Origin of the sequence: Mesorhizobium sp. M1312 (genome assembly GCF_040318115.1) — a bacterium.
Taxonomy (GTDB): Bacteria; Pseudomonadota; Alphaproteobacteria; order Rhizobiales; family Rhizobiaceae; genus Mesorhizobium.
The window spans coordinates 165528-182117 of the sequence record NZ_JAMYLQ010000006.1 but is presented as its reverse complement, the minus strand read 5'-3'; the positions used below and the strand labels follow the sequence as shown (position 1 = coordinate 182117).

21 protein-coding genes and 2 tRNA genes are annotated in these 16590 nt (G+C 60.9%); 5 read left to right on the top strand and 18 right to left on the bottom strand.

Annotated features, from left to right (window positions below; translation table 11 throughout):
- Nucleotides 1-295: 295 nt before the first annotated feature.
- Nucleotides 296-2029 (top strand): gamma-glutamyltransferase, encoded by a 1734-nt coding sequence (ggt, locus tag NKH36_RS10455; protein WP_352961653.1) that lies wholly within the window; start codon nt 296-298, stop codon nt 2027-2029.
- 182 nt (nt 2030-2211) lie between these two features.
- Here ggt and NKH36_RS10450 read toward each other — a convergent pair whose 3' ends face one another.
- The 13 genes from NKH36_RS10450 to NKH36_RS10390 form a co-directional block, all read right to left on the bottom strand.
- Nucleotides 2212-2556, bottom strand: a complete 345-nt coding sequence (locus NKH36_RS10450; RefSeq protein ID WP_036267505.1) for a hypothetical protein — start codon at nt 2554-2556, stop codon at nt 2212-2214.
- 647 nt (nt 2557-3203) lie between these two features.
- Nucleotides 3204-3644, bottom strand: a complete 441-nt coding sequence (locus tag NKH36_RS10445) for a hypothetical protein (protein ID WP_352961650.1) — start codon at nt 3642-3644, stop codon at nt 3204-3206.
- 196 nt (nt 3645-3840) lie between these two features.
- Nucleotides 3841-4371: a class I SAM-dependent methyltransferase gene (locus tag NKH36_RS10440; protein ID WP_352961647.1), complete on the bottom strand. Its 531-nt coding sequence runs from the start codon at nt 4369-4371 to the stop codon at nt 3841-3843.
- Nucleotides 4372-4482: 111 nt separating this feature from the next.
- Nucleotides 4483-4558 (bottom strand) — tRNA-Phe (locus NKH36_RS10435).
- Nucleotides 4559-4754: 196 nt separating this feature from the next.
- Nucleotides 4755-4952 carry a DNA gyrase inhibitor YacG gene (gene yacG / locus NKH36_RS10430; RefSeq protein ID WP_352961644.1) on the bottom strand — a complete coding sequence of 66 codons (198 nt, stop codon included), beginning with the start codon at nt 4950-4952 and terminating at the stop codon, nt 4755-4757.
- Nucleotides 4953-4965: 13 nt separating this feature from the next.
- Complete coding sequence (locus NKH36_RS10425) at nt 4966-5592, bottom strand: Maf-like protein (protein WP_352961641.1); 627 nt, start codon at nt 5590-5592, stop codon at nt 4966-4968.
- A 27-nt stretch (nt 5593-5619) separates the two neighbouring features.
- Nucleotides 5620-5838 (bottom strand): translation initiation factor IF-1, encoded by a 219-nt coding sequence (infA, locus tag NKH36_RS10420; RefSeq protein WP_006200926.1) that lies wholly within the window; start codon nt 5836-5838, stop codon nt 5620-5622.
- Nucleotides 5839-6039: 201 nt separating this feature from the next.
- Nucleotides 6040-6504 carry an arsenate-mycothiol transferase ArsC gene (locus NKH36_RS10415; protein ID WP_352957857.1) on the bottom strand — a complete coding sequence of 155 codons (465 nt, stop codon included), beginning with the start codon at nt 6502-6504 and terminating at the stop codon, nt 6040-6042.
- A 1-nt stretch (nt 6505) separates the two neighbouring features.
- Complete coding sequence (locus NKH36_RS10410; RefSeq protein ID WP_352957839.1) at nt 6506-6991, bottom strand: UPF0262 family protein; 486 nt, start codon at nt 6989-6991, stop codon at nt 6506-6508.
- A 6-nt stretch (nt 6992-6997) separates the two neighbouring features.
- Entirely contained in the window at nt 6998-8290 is a 1293-nt protein-coding gene (hisD, locus tag NKH36_RS10405) for a histidinol dehydrogenase (protein WP_352961638.1), read from the bottom strand.
- A 10-nt stretch (nt 8291-8300) separates the two neighbouring features.
- On the bottom strand, nt 8301-8735 hold the full coding sequence (locus NKH36_RS10400; RefSeq protein ID WP_352957835.1) for a DUF2948 family protein: 435 nt from the start codon (nt 8733-8735) through the stop codon (nt 8301-8303).
- A 334-nt stretch (nt 8736-9069) separates the two neighbouring features.
- Nucleotides 9070-10362 carry a UDP-N-acetylglucosamine 1-carboxyvinyltransferase gene (murA, locus tag NKH36_RS10395; RefSeq protein ID WP_352957833.1) on the bottom strand — a complete coding sequence of 431 codons (1293 nt, stop codon included), beginning with the start codon at nt 10360-10362 and terminating at the stop codon, nt 9070-9072.
- Nucleotides 10363-10490: 128 nt separating this feature from the next.
- The gene (locus tag NKH36_RS10390; protein ID WP_352957831.1) at nt 10491-10697 is read right to left on the bottom strand and encodes a hypothetical protein; all 207 of its coding nucleotides are present in this window, start codon (nt 10695-10697) and stop codon (nt 10491-10493) included.
- A 149-nt stretch (nt 10698-10846) separates the two neighbouring features.
- On the opposite strand from NKH36_RS10390, the gene NKH36_RS10385 reads away from it, so the two are divergent.
- Nucleotides 10847-10921 (top strand) — tRNA-Thr (locus NKH36_RS10385).
- 639 nt (nt 10922-11560) lie between these two features.
- The gene (locus NKH36_RS10380; protein WP_352957829.1) at nt 11561-11860 is read left to right on the top strand and encodes a DUF1236 domain-containing protein; all 300 of its coding nucleotides are present in this window, start codon (nt 11561-11563) and stop codon (nt 11858-11860) included.
- On the opposite strand, the gene NKH36_RS10375 is transcribed toward NKH36_RS10380, so the two are convergent.
- Nucleotides 11851-12732, bottom strand: a complete 882-nt coding sequence (locus NKH36_RS10375) for a transglutaminase-like domain-containing protein (protein WP_352957827.1) — start codon at nt 12730-12732, stop codon at nt 11851-11853. The two genes, NKH36_RS10380 and NKH36_RS10375, sit on opposite strands and share 10 nt — an antisense overlap.
- Nucleotides 12733-12802: 70 nt before the next feature.
- On the bottom strand, nt 12803-13702 hold the full coding sequence (locus NKH36_RS10370; RefSeq protein ID WP_352957855.1) for a transglutaminase family protein: 900 nt from the start codon (nt 13700-13702) through the stop codon (nt 12803-12805).
- Nucleotides 13703-13921: 219 nt separating this feature from the next.
- Here NKH36_RS10370 and NKH36_RS10365 point away from each other — a divergent pair, with 219 nt between their 5' ends.
- On the top strand, nt 13922-14122 hold the full coding sequence (locus tag NKH36_RS10365) for a hypothetical protein (protein WP_352957825.1): 201 nt from the start codon (nt 13922-13924) through the stop codon (nt 14120-14122).
- Nucleotides 14123-14369: 247 nt separating this feature from the next.
- Here the strand turns inward: NKH36_RS10365 and NKH36_RS10360 are convergent, their stop codons facing one another.
- Both NKH36_RS10360 and NKH36_RS10355 read right to left on the bottom strand, forming a co-directional pair.
- A complete protein-coding gene (locus tag NKH36_RS10360; protein ID WP_095519089.1) occupies nt 14370-14570 on the bottom strand; it encodes a CsbD family protein in 201 nt (66 codons plus the stop codon).
- Nucleotides 14571-14777: 207 nt separating this feature from the next.
- On the bottom strand, nt 14778-15041 hold the full coding sequence (locus tag NKH36_RS10355; RefSeq protein WP_029348484.1) for a hypothetical protein: 264 nt from the start codon (nt 15039-15041) through the stop codon (nt 14778-14780).
- 224 nt (nt 15042-15265) lie between these two features.
- Between NKH36_RS10355 and NKH36_RS10350 the strand changes: the two genes are divergently transcribed.
- Nucleotides 15266-15550, top strand: coding sequence for a DUF3606 domain-containing protein (locus NKH36_RS10350; RefSeq protein WP_352957822.1), 285 nt, complete (start codon nt 15266-15268; stop codon nt 15548-15550).
- A 34-nt stretch (nt 15551-15584) separates the two neighbouring features.
- Here the strand turns inward: NKH36_RS10350 and NKH36_RS10345 are convergent, their stop codons facing one another.
- Nucleotides 15585-16505, bottom strand: a complete 921-nt coding sequence (locus NKH36_RS10345) for a YihY/virulence factor BrkB family protein (protein WP_352957820.1) — start codon at nt 16503-16505, stop codon at nt 15585-15587.
- Nucleotides 16506-16590: the final 85 nt, after the last annotated feature.

Below are 16590 nucleotides of genomic sequence, written 5' to 3'. Positions count from 1 at the left end.
GGCCTCACGCGACGCGCTTTAGGTTGTTTTATGCATGTCGTTATCGCAAAACCGCTGCACACTTTTGCGCGACATGCATTTATAAGCCAACACGCCTTCGTCATCCTAGGGCGGAGCAGGAGCGAAGCGACGTCGCGGAGCCCTAGGATCCATGCCGTTACATCAGCCGAAGATCGCAACGGTGGTTACGAGGCGGCCGGTGACGGGTGCACCAATCCTTTTCCGTCCTATTGCCATGGACTCAACCTCACCAACCGGCTTTTCTAGGCGCATCCCCACGCTTCGGAGAACGGCCATGCACCGCCGCACCCTAATCGCCCTCAGTCTTTCGCTTACCTTGACCCTTGCGCCGCTGACGGCCATCTTCGCCGCCTCGCCGCAGCCGGCGAAGGGTGAGCACGGCATGGTGGTGACGGCCCAGCATCTGGCGTCGGAAGTCGGCGTCGAGGTGCTGAAGAAGGGCGGCAATGCTGTCGATGCGGCGGTTGCCGTCGGCTATGCGCTGGCTGTGGTCTATCCGAACGCCGGCAATATCGGCGGTGGCGGCTTCATGACCATCCGCTTCAAGGACGGCCGCTCGACGTTCCTCGATTTCCGCGAGCGGGCGCCGCTCGCCTCGACGAAGACCATGTATCTCGACAAGGACGGCAAGCCGGTGAAGGGCGCCAGCCTGGACGGCTATCTCGCGGTCGGCGTGCCGGGGTCGGTGGCCGGCTTCGAGACCGCACGGGAAAAATACGGCACGCTGACGCGACAGGACTTGATGGCGCCGGCAATCCGCTATGCCAAGGACGGCTTCGTGCTGGAGCAGGGCGATGTCGCCTCGCTCGAAGGCGGCGCCGAACGGCTGGCGAAGGACCCGGCCGCGGCCGCCATCTTCCTGAAGCCGGACGGCAAGCCTTATGCGGTCGGCGAGCGCCTTGTTCAGGCCGATCTCGCCGCCTCGCTCTCAGCGATTTCGGAGCGAGGTCGCGATGCCTTCTACAAAGGACCGATCGCCGACGGCATCGTCAAGGCGAGCGCGCAGAAGGGCGGCATTCTGGCCAAGGCGGATTTCGAGACCTACGCGGTCCGCGAGCTCGAGCCGGTGACCTGCAACTACCGCGGCTATGAGATCACCTCCTCGCCGCCGCCGAGCTCGGGCGGCGTCATCATCTGCGAGATCCTCAACGTGCTGGAATTCTACCCACTGTCCTATCTCGGCGCCGGTTCTGCCGAAACCGTCAAAGTCATGGTCGAGGCAATGCGCCATGCCTATGTCGACCGCAATTCTGCGCTCGGCGATCCCGACTTCGTCGACAATCCGGTCGAAAAGCTGCTCGACAAGGCGTATGCAAAAGAAATCCGCGAAAAGATCGATCCGTTCCGGGCCGGCGTGTCGCAGGAATTAATGCCGAAGGGTTTTGGCGAGAGCCAGGAGACGACGCATTATTCGATCGTCGACAATGACGGCAACGCCGTCGCGGTGACCTACACACTGAACGGCTCGTTCGGCGCCGGCGTCGTCGCCGACGGCACCGGCATCCTGCTCAACAACGAGATGGACGATTTCACCCAGAAGCCGGGCGTGCCCAATCTCTACGGCCTGGTCCAGGGGGAGGCGAATGCGATCGAGCCGAGGAAGACGCCGCTGTCGTCGATGAGCCCGACCATCGTCGCCAAAGATGGCAAGCCGTTCATGGTCATCGGCAGCCCCGGCGGCTCGCGCATCATCACCATCACGCTTGAAGCGATCGTCAACGTCGTCGACCACGGCATGAACATCCAGGAGGCGATCGACGCGCCGCGCATCCACCACCAGTGGCTGCCCGACACGGTCTATATCGAACCGTTCGGCCTGTCGCCCGATACCGAAAAACTGCTTGCCGGCATGGGCTACCACCTCGATGTCACCGATGCGACCTGGGGTCAGGCGGCCGGCATCCTGGTCGGCGGCAAGAGCCTGGCGGACATCGAAAAGGGCGGCGGCGCTCGCTACAATGGCGCCATCGACAGCCGCGCCGCATCCGGCGAGGCGATCGGATATTAGAATTCGTGCGCTGGGTCTGTTCAGATTCAGGTCAGGCCGAGCCGGAGTCGAAGACGGGCGGGAAGCGACCAGACTGCGTGATTTCCGAGAACCGGAACGGAGCGTACTTTCGGTACGTGAGTACCGGAAGCGCAGGAGACCACCATTCGCAGGCCGGCATCACCTGAATATCGGCAGGCCCGTCAGATGACCAGCGTGATGGTGGACGCAATCAGCATCACCGCGGCGATGCCGACGAACAAGGCATAGATACGCGGCCGATCGAGTAGAAGCGCATTTCCGGATATCCACGCCGCGGTGGCGCCGCCAAGCGCGTACAGGAAGCCGTTGCGGTGCCCCAAGGCCAGGGTTGCGGCCATCAATCCGCCAATGATGAGAGCGCCGAACACGATGATCACGGCGACCGCGTATTTCTCGAAATCGTTGCTGGCCACCCCCGGACCCATCACGTTCAACGTCGTCAGGTCGTCCGGGTCGAAGGGGTTGGCCGACCCATATTCGTCTTGACCGACAGGCTCGCGCATCATTTATTCTCCTTGAAGCGGCAACAAATCATCAAGCCTCGCCGAGCGCAACTGGATCGCGCCGCGTTCAATGCGATCGGCACGGTCTTCAACACTTTCTGGCCGCGGCTTGCTAGCGGTTTTTTGGATTTATGTCGGATCGTCCTGCCGTTCCAGGCGATCTGCCGGATTGGAATCGCCAGCCGGGCGTTTCGAGTTGAAAGTCCGCCGCTCTGGAGGGGGTCGAACCGCTGCCGCTGACTATCGGGCCTGACGACCATCGCGCGCTTCGCCCTCGCAGGGCGTGCATGACTGTGTCGGTGGCGAAGATTGGCCGGCGCCACTTTGGGGGGCGTTGGGGTAGATTGCCTGATGGGCGCCGGCTAGGCGGAAATCAGGTCCGCCGCAAGGAACTATAGCAGGAATGGCGAGCTATGGCAGTGGTGCGATCGCGGAAGATGGTTCGCGCTTCCCGGGGGCGGTGGCCCATTATGGGTCAGCCGTCTGGCATCTGAATTGCACGTAAGCAATGCCGGGCAACAGCCCGGAAGTTGTCCCCAAATATGGGGCCTCGCCGCTTCACAAATGGAGCGGCGGGCCTTTTTGGCTAGAGCGTCGGACCCAAAAGTGGGTACCGGTTGTCGCGGCGTTTTGCAGCACGCCTGGATTTCTTATGCGGCGGGGGCCGGCGGCAGTTCGAACAAATTGGCGCCATTCTCCTGGCCCCGCTCGACATAGCCGATTATCCGGAACCATTTTGCGACGTCCGGTCTCCGAAGCCAGCTGCGCGAGTGAATGGGGAGGTTGCCGGCGAGCGCCTGGATATGGCGAATGTGCCGCTTGCAGAAGCGAACGGTCGCGGCGCTGAAGAAATCCTCCTGTGCGGCGAACAGCGTATCAGCAGCGTCGCTATGCTCGTGCCACGCGATGATCGCCACGGTCTTTTCGCCCTGGACAAGCGCGTGAGCACGGCCTTCTTTCAAGTTCATCATCAGATTGTCGTAGGCGATCTTGCTGTCCTTGCCGGCCGCGGCGTATTCATCCGATATCCGCTTGGACAGATCACGGAAAAGAGCTTCCAGATCTCCAACCGTTGCTGCGCGTGCTCTCATTTCGCCTCCTAGAGCCCCAGCAGCCAGTTTGCCCTAAGGATAAGGGATCTCCAAGCAAATCAAATCCGTCATCCGCCCAATGCGAGCAAAGATGTTTCGACGGGCCAAGCCGCCATTATGCGCTCAGGTCGCGTGATTTTGCCGATAGGCGCAGGAAATGCGTCTGGGGTCGCGCGACAATCGCCATCCGCCCGGCCTAGTGGCGATGATAAGCCAGGACGGTACTGCCGCGTGGCGACTTGTGGCGATGAGATAAGGTGAACCCAACATCCTCGATTAAAGACTGAAGCCGGACGTCGTCTTCGTCGGGAACGCGAGCCACAATGGTCTGTGCGCGGCTAATGATGTCGATAAAGACGCGATCGGCCTCCTCCTGACCCAACCCCGTGCGGACATGCTGGTATACAGCGAGAAGAAGAACGATATCGTACCTGTCATTTAGAACAGATTGAAGCTTTCGACTCCCAAGGCTCATGGTGTCGAATCGACTTTCTACGTTCGATCCTAGAAAGATGGAACGCGCCACGCGGGTGTGTGGCTTTAGAACGTCAATGCCGTGGATGTAGGCCGGTCTGCGTTTGGCGATTTCATAAGCGACGATGCCCATATTGCAGCCAACATCAAGGATCGTCTTACCGGCGTAGTTTACTCCGCATGAAAATAGTCCGTCGAGCCGATCGTCCCACGTTCCTGCGCTATATTTCTTGTGCGATTTCCAAAAAGGCACGACTATCCTTCCGTGTCCTGGGCCAAAGTCGAATTTTATCTGCGCTCGCCAGCATTTTCCGGCAAAGTCCAACGAAACGTCTGTCGGACGGTTAAGCAATTGCCATGGAAATGGTGCCCAGAGGCGGATTCGAACCACCGACACGCGGATTTTCAGTCCGCTGCTCTACCAACTGAGCTATCTGGGCCTGTTCCGGCACACGGGCAGTTCTGCACGCCGGATTTCTTGAAAGCGCCGCAGGCGCCCCTTGAAAGCGGGTGGGTTATAGCACGGGAATCCGGCCTGTCCAGCGCTTAAGCGCTGATTTCAAGCGGGAAACCAGCAGTTGCTCGACAGGCGATTCATCGGGCGCGGTCGAGACCAGCAGGCCGCTCTGAACAGCCTCATTTGGGAGGGTCGTTGTCCGGTTCGTCCTCGTCGTCGCGGGCCGGAATGACGTAGGCGCCCTTGAGCCAGCGGTTAAGGTCGATCTCCTTGCAGCGCACGGAGCAGAACGGGTAGGTCTCGCGCGCCGACGGCTTGCCACATTCGGGGCAGGGTCGCTTGGGGCGCAGCGGCGTGACCTTGTCGTCCGAGCTCATGACCGCCCCGAGCTCATGGCCGAGCTGACTGCCAGTTGGCATGCACCTTGAAGCCGTCGCCGGTCAGCAGCGCCACCGTCTCATAGAGCGGCAGGCCGACGACGTTGGTGTAGGAGCCGACAAGCTTGACGACAAAGGCGCCGGCCAGCCCCTGGACGGCATAGCCGCCGGCCTTGCCGCGCCATTCTCCCGAGGCGACATAGGCGTCGATCTCGGCGCGCGGCAGCCGCTTGAAACGCACCCTGGTCTCGACCAGCCGCTGGCGCAGCTTGCCGGCCGGCGTGATCAGGCAGAGGCCGGAATAGACCCGGTGCGAACGGCCGGACAGCAGGCCGAGGCAATTGGCGACGTCGTCGAACGTTTCGGCCTTGGGCAAGATGCGCCGGCCGACGGCGACCACCGTGTCGGCGGCCAACACGAAGCTCGGCACATAGTCCTCTTCCGTCTGCAGCGATGCCAGCGCCTTCTCGGCCTTTTCCTTCGACAGGCGCTTGGCCAGCGAGCGCGGATGCTCGGCGCGCAGCGGCGTCTCGTCGACACCGGCCGGCAGCACGCGGTCCGGCTCGATGCCGGCCTGCTGCAACAGTTCGATCCGGCGCGGCGAACCCGAGGCAAGCACGAGCTTCTGCAAAATGCTCATCGCGATCCCGGCCGAACTCTGACGATCTTACTTGAAACGGTAGGTGATGCGACCCTTGGTCAGGTCGTAGGGTGTCATCTCGACCAGGACCTTGTCGCCGGTCAGCACACGGATGCGGTTCTTGCGCATACGGCCGGCCGTGTGGGCGATGATTTCGTGTTCGTTTTCGAGCTTCACCCTGAACATCGCGTTGGGCAACAATTCCGTGACGACACCCGGAAACTCGAGGACTTCTTCCTTCGGCATTCGATACCTTTGCTTGGATGGGATTCCCAGCGCCTAGAGCATGATGCCGAAAAGTGTGAAGCGGTTTTCGGACGACATCATGCTCTACTTCTTTGATTTAGAGTCGGATGATTTCAGGTCGAACAGACCTGAAATCATCCGACTCTAGCCGGAATTTGGGCGGAACCTATATGATAATCGTGCGCTTGTGAACACGCTTAATCAGCGCGGTTTTTTTGCTTCCGGCGCCAGAAAACGGCGGCCGATTCGCGCCCTTAGCCGTTCGCGCACCTCGCGATAAGCGGCCATGATCTGCTCACGCGTGCCGCTGACGCCAGTCGGGTCCGGCGTCGGCCAATATTCGACGTCGACGGCAAGCGAGCGGGTGAGCTCGAGCGCGGTGTGATGGGCTTCCGGGGACAGCGTGACGATCAGGTCGAAATAGTCGTCCTCGAGATCGTCCAGTGTCCTCGGGTGCCGTTCACCCAGCGAAAGCCCGTCCTCGGCCAGCACGGCGTCGACGAACGGGTCGCGTTCGCCGCCCCGCACCCCGGCCGACGCGACGAAGGTGGTGGCCGGAAGCACCTGGCGCGCCAGCAGTTCGGCCATCGGCGAGCGCACCGCGTTCATGCCGCAGACAAACAGGATCGAGCGGGGCAGGATCGAGCGGGGCAGAGGGGCTGGCAGTTCAGCCTCGCCAGTGCAGCACGCAGACCAGCGTGAATAGCCGGCGCGCCGTGTCGAAATCGATCTCGATCTTGCCGGCCAGCCGGTCCATCAATGTCTGCGAGCCCTCATTGTGCAGGCCGCGCCGGCCCATGTCGATCGCCTCGATCTGGCTGGGCGTCGAGGTGCGGATGGCGTCGTAATAGCTTTCGCAGATCATGTAATAGTCCTTGACGATGCGCCGCAGCGGCGTCAGCGACAGGATGTGGGTGACCACGGCCGCGCCGTCCTCGCGGGTCACTGCGAAGACCAGGCGGGATTCGGCCAGCGACAGTTTTAGCCGATAAGGCCCGGCGCCGTCGTCATTGACTGGCTGGAAGCTGTTTTCCTCGATCAGGTCGAATATCGCCACCGCCCGCTCATGCTCGACATCGGGCGTCGAACGGCCGATCGATTCGTCGAGTTCGACATCGATCAGCCTGGCATGGGTTCGATCGTAGTCCGACATGTCAGTCTACATGTTCAGCCGGATGGCGACGGATCGTCCATGCGCGTCGAGGCCTTCCGCCTTGGCCAGCGCCATGGCCGCCGGCGCCAGCGCCCGCAGCTGTTCCGGCCCGAGCTTCAGGATCGAGGTGCGCTTGACGAAATCGAGCACCGAAAGCCCGGACGAGAAGCGCGCCGAGCGCGCCGTCGGCAGCACGTGATTGGAGCCGCCGACATAGTCGCCGATGGCTTCCGGCGTGTGGCGGCCGAGAAAGACGGCACCGGCATTGCGCATCCGCACCAGGAAGCTTTCCGGCTCGTCGATGGCAAGCTCGACATGTTCGGCCGCGATGCGGTCGACCAGCGGCAGTGCTGCCTGGATTCGGGGAACGAGGATGACGGCGCCGAAGTCGCGCCAACTCGCCGCCGCCGTCTCGGCGCGCGACAGATTTTTCAGCTGGCGTTCGATCGCCTGTTCGACCGCGGCGCCGAAGACGGGATCGTCGGTGATCAGGATCGACTGCGCCGACACGTCATGCTCGGCCTGGGCCAGCAGGTCGGCGGCGATCCAGTCCGGATCGTTGCTGCCGTCGGCCACGACGAGCACTTCCGAAGGCCCGGCGATCATGTCGATGCCGACCGTGCCGAACACCTGACGCTTGGCGGCGGCGACATAAGCGTTGCCGGGGCCGACGATCTTGGCGACCGGCTTTATCGTCTCGGTGCCATAGGCCAGCGCCGCGATCGCCTGCGCGCCGCCGACGCGGTAGATTTCGGATATGCCGGTCAGATCCGCCGCCACCAGCACCAACGGATTGATGATGCCGCCGGGCGCTGGCACCGCCATGACGATGCGCTCGACGCCGGCGACCTTGGCCGGCACGGCGCTCATCAGCACCGAGCTAGGATAACTTGCCGTGCCGCCCGGCACATAGAGCCCGACCGCCTCGATCGCCGTCCAGCGCGAGCCGAGCTCGACGCCGGCAGCGTCCGTATATCGGTCGTCCTGCGGCCGCTGCCGCTCGTGATGGGAACGGATCCGGTCACGGGCGAATTTTAGCGCCTCGATCGTTTGCGGGTCGGCGTCGTCGTAGGCCCGGGCAATGTCGTCTTGCGACACGGCTATGCCGAGGCCTTTCAGATCGGTCTGTTCGAATTTCTGCGTGTAGTCGATGAGCGCCGCGTCACCCTCGGCGCGCACCCGCGCGATGATCGCGCGCACCACGGCGTCGACGTCCGCCGAGACCTCGCGCTTGGTCAAAAGGAACGCGGCAAAACGCTGCTCGAAATCGGCATCGGACAGACGAAGGGTGATGGCCATCTTGTGCCGCTCAGGCTCTGTGGAAGGGGCGCGACGTCGCTTCCCAGGCGCCGCCAATGTCAGCCAGCCGCGCCTCGATGCACTCGACATCGAGCATGATCGCGCCGCCGCCTGAAAAGATCAGCTCGACGATGCCGGCCGGCTTGTCGAGGACGAGAAAGCTGATCGCAAGCAGCGATAGCACTTCGTCGGGCTTGTCGCGGGCAATGCCGCTGGTCTTGGCGCCCAGCACCCGGTCGAAATGCAGCACGCTTTGCCGCCGCTCATTGTGCTGGCGGAACAGGCCCGATTTCGCCTCCCAGACGAAGCGGTTCATGGTCATTACGAAGCGCTTGGCCGCCGGCATGTATTCGAGGTCGCCGACCTTCAGCACGGCGTCCTGGACATGGGCCGAGACGATGCTCAGATCCTGATCGTCGAGCGCGACAAGCTTGAGAGCGTTCATGCGTATATCGCACCCTGCGAAAGGTTTACAATCGTCGTTCTGTTAGGCGGTCTTGGCGATCCGTGCAACCGCGCCACGGATTCTAACCAGGGCAGTCGCTTCAGGTTTGCGCTGCCCCTCATCGCCCTGCCGGGCACTTCTCCCCGTATAGTGACGGGGAGAAGGACGCCTTCGCAAAGGATTTCGCTAATCTCCAGAGTTGCAGAAAAGGGAGCCGAGGTTGCGGTCAGCCCCTTCTCCCCGTGACTATACGGGGAGAAGATGCCGGCAGGCAGATGAGGGGCGGCGCCGAGATCGATAATTGGTCTGAGGCCCTGCGGCTCTGCGAAATTACCTACCCCGAAATCCGCTCGATCACCGCGCCGCAGCCGGACAGCTTTTCTTCCAGCCGCTCAAAACCGCGGTCGAGATGGTAGACGCGGTTGACCGTGGTCTCGCCTTCGGCCGCCAGGCCGGCAATGACCAGCGACACCGAAGCGCGAAGATCGGTCGCCATGACCGGCGCGCCTTTCAGCTTCGAAACGCCATCGACGATCGCCGTCTGGCCGGACAGTGTTATGTGGGCGCCGAGCCGGGCAAGCTCCTGGACGTGCATGAAGCGGTTTTCGAAGATCGTCTCGGTGATGCGCGACTTGCCCTTGGCCATCGTCATCAGGCCCATGAACTGCGCCTGCAGGTCGGTCGGGAACGCCGGGAACGGCGCTGTCGTCACGTCGACCGGCGCAATGCCGGCGCCGTTGCGCCTGACGCGGATGCCGGAATTGGTCTGCGTGATCTCGGCGCCGGTCTGGGAAATCACGTCGAGCGCGGTCTGCAACAGGTCCGCCCGCGCGCCTTCGAGCATGACGTCGCCGCCGGTCATGGCGACGGCCATCGCATAGGTGCCGGTCTCGATGCGATCGGGTATCACCCGGACGCGGGCGCCCGACAGCGCTTCGACGCCGTCGATGGTGATGGTCTCGGTGCCGGCGCCATAAATCCTGGCGCCCATGGCGTTGAGGCATTCGGCGAGGTTGACGATCTCGGGCTCGCGGGCGGCGTTTTCGAGCACCGTCTCGCCCTTGGCCAGCGACGCCGCCATCATCAGAACGTGGGTGGCGCCGACCGACACTTTCGGGAAAACATAGCGGTTACCGACAAGACGGCCGTTCCTGGTCTTGGCGATGACATAGCCGGTGTCGACGTCGATATCGGCGCCCAGCACCTGAAGGCCTTCCAGGAAAAGGTCGACCGGGCGCGTGCCGATGGCGCAGCCGCCCGGCAGCGACACCTTGGCCTCGCCCATGCGGGCAAGCAGCGGGCCGATCACCCAGAAGGAGGCACGCATCTTCGACACCAGCTCGTAGGGTGCCGTGGTATCAACGATGTTGCGGGCGGAGAAAGTGATGGTGCGCGAATAGCCCTCCTGCTGCTTTTCGCGGCGGCCGTTGACCGAATAGTCGACGCCATGATTGCCGAGGATGCGGATAAGCTGCTCGACATCGGCCAGGTGCGGCACGTTTTCCAGGGTCAGCGTGTCGTCGGTTAGAAGCGAGGCGATCATCAGCGGCAGCGCGGCATTTTTCGCGCCCGAGATCGGGATGCTTCCGGCAAGCTCGTTGCCGCCGACAATTCTGATGCGATCCATGGAAGAACGTCCTCTCGGCCGAAAGGCCGGTTTTCAATCGGTTGAGTCTGTTGTGGCCGGTCTAGACTATTGGCCGGCTTGGTTCAAGAAACAGGATTCCCGCGCCCTGGCCGGCCTGTTGATATAGGTCAATCCTTTTGCGTTTCCCTTAAGGCGCCGAGCCCTTCCGGCCGCTGGTCGGCCTCGCCGGTGCGCCGCGAGCGCGACTGCGCCTTGCGCTTCTGCAGATTGGCGCGCAATTGCTCTGCAAGCCGGGTCTTGCGATCGATCTTTTTCAGTGGGCCACCTTTGTCAGGTGGACCGCCCTTGTCAGGTGGGATTGTTTTGTCGTCCATGGTCCTGTCCCGGCCAGCCCGCTATCAAGGGATAGCCAACATTGTGGCGCCGCCATGTCCGCAAAACCCGTCGGAGCGGGCTTTCACGGATGACTTGCGCTTGGCCTTGCGCTTGCCGGTTCGATATGGCAGAAGCCCCGCCATCGGCGGCTGCGGTAGCTCAGTGGTAGAGCACTCCCTTGGTAAGGGAGAGGTCGAGAGTTCAATCCTCTCTCGCAGCACCAGTTTTCCAGAAGCTGTTCAATTGTGCGCTTCGCCTGGTCACTTTGCGGTTACGAGTCGGGAGCAAGCAGCCTTCCGAAACGATGACATGCGCATATCGAGCTACTGACTTTTCGTCCTTCCAACGGCCGTGGCCAGCGAGATCGCCCAACCTATGCCGGCGTGCCGACGCATTCACGTTGCCCAGCTGTGGCAACGGTGTGGAAGGTCACGAGATGCGTTCAGGTCTTGCGAACCTCGCCACAAATCTGGCTGCAGCCTGCCGAGCGCAAGCTGATGCTGGGTCAAACCTAAGTGGGATCCTGCTACAATCCCCTATGGCCGCTCGAATAGTGGTTGTCCTGGCGCTTCTTGCCGCCTTCGCCTACGGATTCGCAAAACTCGTGGAACGTTATGGCGACGCTAGCGACAAGCCCTCTCCGTGTGAAAAATGGCCACACCCTGATTGTCCGGCCCCAAACGCGCCCCCTCCGGAAGAACCTAAGCCTTGAGGGGAGCGCATTCGCGGGCGGCCTCTTGCCGCGGCAGCGGGTTTGCGCACTGCAAAATGGAACAAGAATTGCTCCGCATCGTTCAGATAACTATGCAACCCGTCGCGGCAGCAATCAAGCACCGCAGCTGAAGGTTGCTTGGAGGCTATTATGGGTAAGCAACTTACATTGGCTGCGGCAGGTATCCTTCTGTTCGTTGGCGTCAGCGCCGCCGCCGCTCAGGACGTCATTATTCAACCCGAGCAGGACACTGTGATCCGCGAATACGTGAAAAAGAAACCGGTGGCATCCCTCAGCCTTCCCGGCGTGGAGCTCAACATCGGCACACCTCTGCCCGAAACAGTCGAGCTTTACGAGGTGCCGGACGTTCAGTACCGCTATGTCGTCGTTGACGGCCGAACCGTCCTGGTCGATCCCGGTACCCGCAAAATTGTCAAGGTCTACGACTGACTTGACCCCTCACGCTGAAGCCCGTCATGCCGAAAGGTGCGGCGGGCTGGCGCCTTCTCAGGCTCGGCCTGGATTTCCTCTGTGATGACTTCGAAGCGGGTGAGCCGGGAAAGACCGAAGCTCGTTGAGATGGCGACGTCATTCGCATCATATCCCGTCGCCATCAGGATCCTGCCTATGCGAGGCTGATTATGCCGTGCATCGAAGGTGAACCAATGGCCGCTGAGATAGGCTTGGAACCATGCATTGAAATCCATTGGATACGGCATCGGCGGTATGCCGATATCGCCGAGATAGCCGGTGCAGTATCGCGCCGGAATGTGCATGCAACGGCACAGCGTGATTGCCAGATGCGCAAAATCACGACACACGCCGGCCCGATCGGTTAGCGCGCCGTAGGCGGTCCGCAGCGTGTCCGCGGCCTGGTAGTTGAAGGTGATGTGTTCGTGAACGAAATCGCAAATCGCCTGGACGCGCGCCCATCCGGGTGCGGTATTGCCAAAATTCGCCCAAGCGAAGTCGCCAAGCCGATCGGTATCGCAATAGCGACTGCCGAGAAGAAACCTGAGCACGTAGTCGGGCAGCTCTTTGATGTCGTGCTGGACGGCGCCCGCGGCCACAATTTCCGGCTTGCCGGTGTCATAGATTTCGAAGTTCGTTGATATCGTCGTGAGCCCGGCGGGCGCCTCTATTCTGGTGCACAAATTGCCGAAAACGTCGATATAGCCGCGGGCATGGACCAGGCGATCGAAGCCGATGATCTGTTCTGTCAAAAGATCGACGCGCCGTGAAGGATGGATCTCAAGGACGAGCAGCATCGGTGTCGGCTGCGGACATTCGTAGGCAATCTTGAAACCTGCGCGGATACGCATCGAAGCTCCAATGCGCTGATTTAAGCAAACTCCGGATTGCCGCGAACAGTTCCGAGCACATTAGAAGATGCTACTTTTTATTGATGCTGGTTATGCCGGCTTCCTTGACCACCTTGACCTCTACCGTCATGCCGAGAAAGCTCGACGCGCTGCCGCGGTAGCTTCCGGAAAGAGGTATGGCTTGCCCAGGATGCCTGGCCACAGCCACTCTGATCAGATCCCGGTTGCCGACAATGCCATTGGTGGGGTCGAACTCGACCCAACCCGCGCCAGGCAGATAGACCTGGCACCAGGCATGCGTCGAACCGCCGCCGAGGACAGAAGCGCTGTCGCGGCTCGGCACATAGACATAGCCAGTCACAAAACGCGCGGCAAAACCGAGCGAACGAACCGCTTCCATCATGAACAGCGCAAAGTCTCGGCATGTGCCTCGACGCAGGTGCAAGGTCATGAGAGGCGGTTGCGTCCCTGATTCAGTTCGACGGGAATACACAAAGCTCTCGTGGATGGCGTAGCAAAGCGTCATCAGCAATTTGCCCGTCTCGGTGTGCCCTCCGGCACTCACGAACTGTTGTGCCCATTTACCGATCTCGTCGCCATCATCGAGATGATGGCGCTCGATGGTTTGGGTGAGGTCGGTTGCCTCGTCGGGATCATAGGAAAATGGATAGCTGAGCGCTGCTTCATCGATACGGAAATCAGGCGCATGCTGCGGCGTGTGATCGAGCCGAATGTCCGTCACGAAACGCAGTTCGTCGCCGGAGCCCTTGAAGTCGATTACCGCAACGCAGTTTCCGAAAACGTCATGGATCCAGCCAACCTCATTCGGCTCGGGGTCGACAAACAGGGCGTGATCCAGAAGTCGCTGATCGAAACTATCGCGCGGCCTGAACATCAGCCGGTGCTCGCCAAACGTCACCGGTTGCGTGTAGCGATAGACGGTCCTGTGCTTGACTGAAAAGATCGGCATTGGCTTGCGTCGACCACCTGCGATATCAGCGCAATCATATAATCTTTTTCGGCGTGCAGCGGACAAAATAGGGGCTTTCGCCTCGACGGGCCGTATCAGGCGGTCGTCCACCGTAGGCCTTTTGCAATCTCCAATTGGTAGACTCTCTCAACGCCCCTTAAGTTAATCTTTGCGCCAAGGAGGGGCCAAGGCGAGGAACGTCGCAAACGGGAGGAAGCAATGAACGAAGACTACGGTCCGGCCATAGACCACGACAAGCCTTACGAAATAGCTGCTTTCGCTAAAAAGCATGGCCTTACGATAAGCGCTGCCGAGCTGATCCTTTTCGCCTATAGCCCGTCCCGAGCGGCGTGCGACACTGCCGCAGCGGCTTTCCTCACCGCCGTCGCCGCACAAGCCAAGGGACAATCGGCGCGCTAGCTCTCGTTCCGAAAATCCTGGAGCGACGGGTGGCGCAGATCACCCGTCACCGTCGCATACACGTCGCCCGCCGCTCGTTTCGGAGCGGCAGGCTTAGAGCATTTTGCACCCAGTGGAATCACTTGGCGTCGCAGAAATGCGGCTAACCAAATAGATAGAGCGGGATGTCCAGTTCAATTGGAACACATCCCGCCCCAAGACTGTCGAGGCTGCGCCGATCGACGGCGCAGCCTTTTATACTGAACGCTCAGGTGAGACTTCTGGACCAGTCGTCTATCTGGCGCTCTGCTTCTTCCTTGGCGATTCCATACCGCTCCTGAATGCGGCCTGCGAGTTGGTCACGATTGCCTTCAATGCGATCAAGGTCATCGTCGGTAAGGTCACCCCATTGCTCCTTGGCCTGGCCTTTGAACTGCATCCATTTTCCCTTGATTTGATCCCAGTTCATTAATTCCTCCTTTGTTGTCTAGAGGAAATGCAACTGGACACCACTTGTTCCCGAACAGCGGATCGCCGATGACGATTATTGCCGACGACGATTGTCATTGGCGACGCGGCAAACACGCCGCCGGCCGGAGCCAGCGGGGCGAATTTGAGCAGGACGGGAACGATCCGCGTCTTGAAATCACACTCGACGGGAAGGTCCTCAGCCGGATCAGCTGGCGCGCGCCAAGGCGATCGATATGACGTTGTCTGCATCCGCCCCCGGCAGATCGAACAGCATCGGAAGTTGGCGGGTCATGGCCATTTCAACGATCAACTCTTCGATGGAAGCTGTCGGCAGATCGGTCTCGACACTATTCGAGATCATCGAGGCAAGCTTGTGGACTGGCACCGGTGCCGACTTCGCACGGTCGTCGAGCAACCTGCTGATTTCGATTACAACGTCTGCGTCAATGCTCTTTGGCAATTCGCGCATGGCTTTTCCTCCCTGCCCATATCATGCGCGTGCCAGAGGGCTGAGTCTCGAAAAATCGACGTATGGACTTAACCAGAGACGTGCTTCGACCCGATTGCTTTGCCGGGCGCTCGGGCCTGCGGCGAAAAAGCGAACTGCGTTGGTTTCGCATGCGGCAACGAATTCGCCCGTTTTGCGTTGCCCAATCATACATTGTGAGCAAACGTGACCAAAGGAGAGTAAGCATGACAGCCGACGCGTCGAAGCTCTATCCTCGCCACCGGGATCGGATCTCCGGCAGCGAGGCCTATGTAGTAAGGCATTTTGCCCGGCAAAACGGCATCACCCCAGCGCAAGTCCATCAGTTGATCAAGAGATATGGAAGCAACCGCGACAGGCTGGTGGCTGCGGCGAAGGAGCTTCGCGCGTCGCTCCGGCCGGATGTCCCCAAGGCCATGCTCGCCTCAGGGCGCCGCGCCGGGCGACTCAACGCCAGTGTTGATGCTGGAAATGGCTTAGGGACGCAGTGAGCGGCCTGCGGAAAATCCAGCCGACGACTTCGTTTTAGACTTTTCGATCCTGGCCGCCGTGGCCGGCTTCTGTTTGCGATTTGCTTGCTTCAATGGTCGACTCCAGGTCGGACCGGCTGCCATATCGAACCGAGTAGGCTCGTGTAAATTCGGCCCCCAACAGAAAGACCTCGGACGAATAAAAGACCCACAGCAGCACGACGAGCAGTGCACCGGCTGCTCCGTATGACGACGCGATGGCGCTGGTTCCGATATACCAGCCGATCAGCGACTTGCCGATCGTGAAGAGAAACGCCGTCGCTACGGCGCCGACGCCAACGTCGCGCCATTGCAGCGCGCGGTCGGGCAGGACCTTGTAGATTGCCGCAAACAACAGAGCGATCAGGGCAAACGACACGATCCCATTGATTGCGCTCAGGATGAGGGTACCAAAGGGCAGATATGCGTTGATAATATCGCCAAGCGCCGAAATTGCAGCGCTTACGACCAGAGACACCAGCAGCAGAAAGCCAAGCGCCGCGACGAGACCCAGGCTGGCAGCGCGCCCCCGGACGAGCCGTGAAATCGATGTGCCAGCCGGTTTGACTTTCCAGATCTCGTTCAGGGCAACCTGCATTTCGCCGAACACGCCAGATGCGGCAACAAGCAGCGTGACGAGCCCCAAAATGCTGGCAAGAGTTCCCGCCTCTTTTTGTGACGCGTTCTCGATTGTCGCTTGCAAAAGCTCGGCGCTCTGCGAACCCATCAGGCCCGCCAGCTGGGCCGAAAGCGCCAGTTGTGCGGCATCGTTTCCGAAGGCCATGCCTGCGATGGCGACAACGATGAGCAAAATCGGAGCAAGCGAGGTCGTGGCATAAAACGCCATCGCTGCGCCGTGACTCAAGGCATTGTCATTGATGAAGCCGACAATGCTCTCCTTAAGGAGAACCCAGCTCTCTTTCGCCACATTCCACATACGAGCCTCACCTGCTTCTCAAGCAAGTAGAGGCAATATGGCGGCGGACCAGAGCATCAAGTTCGAGAAGTCCTGGTCCGTTTGG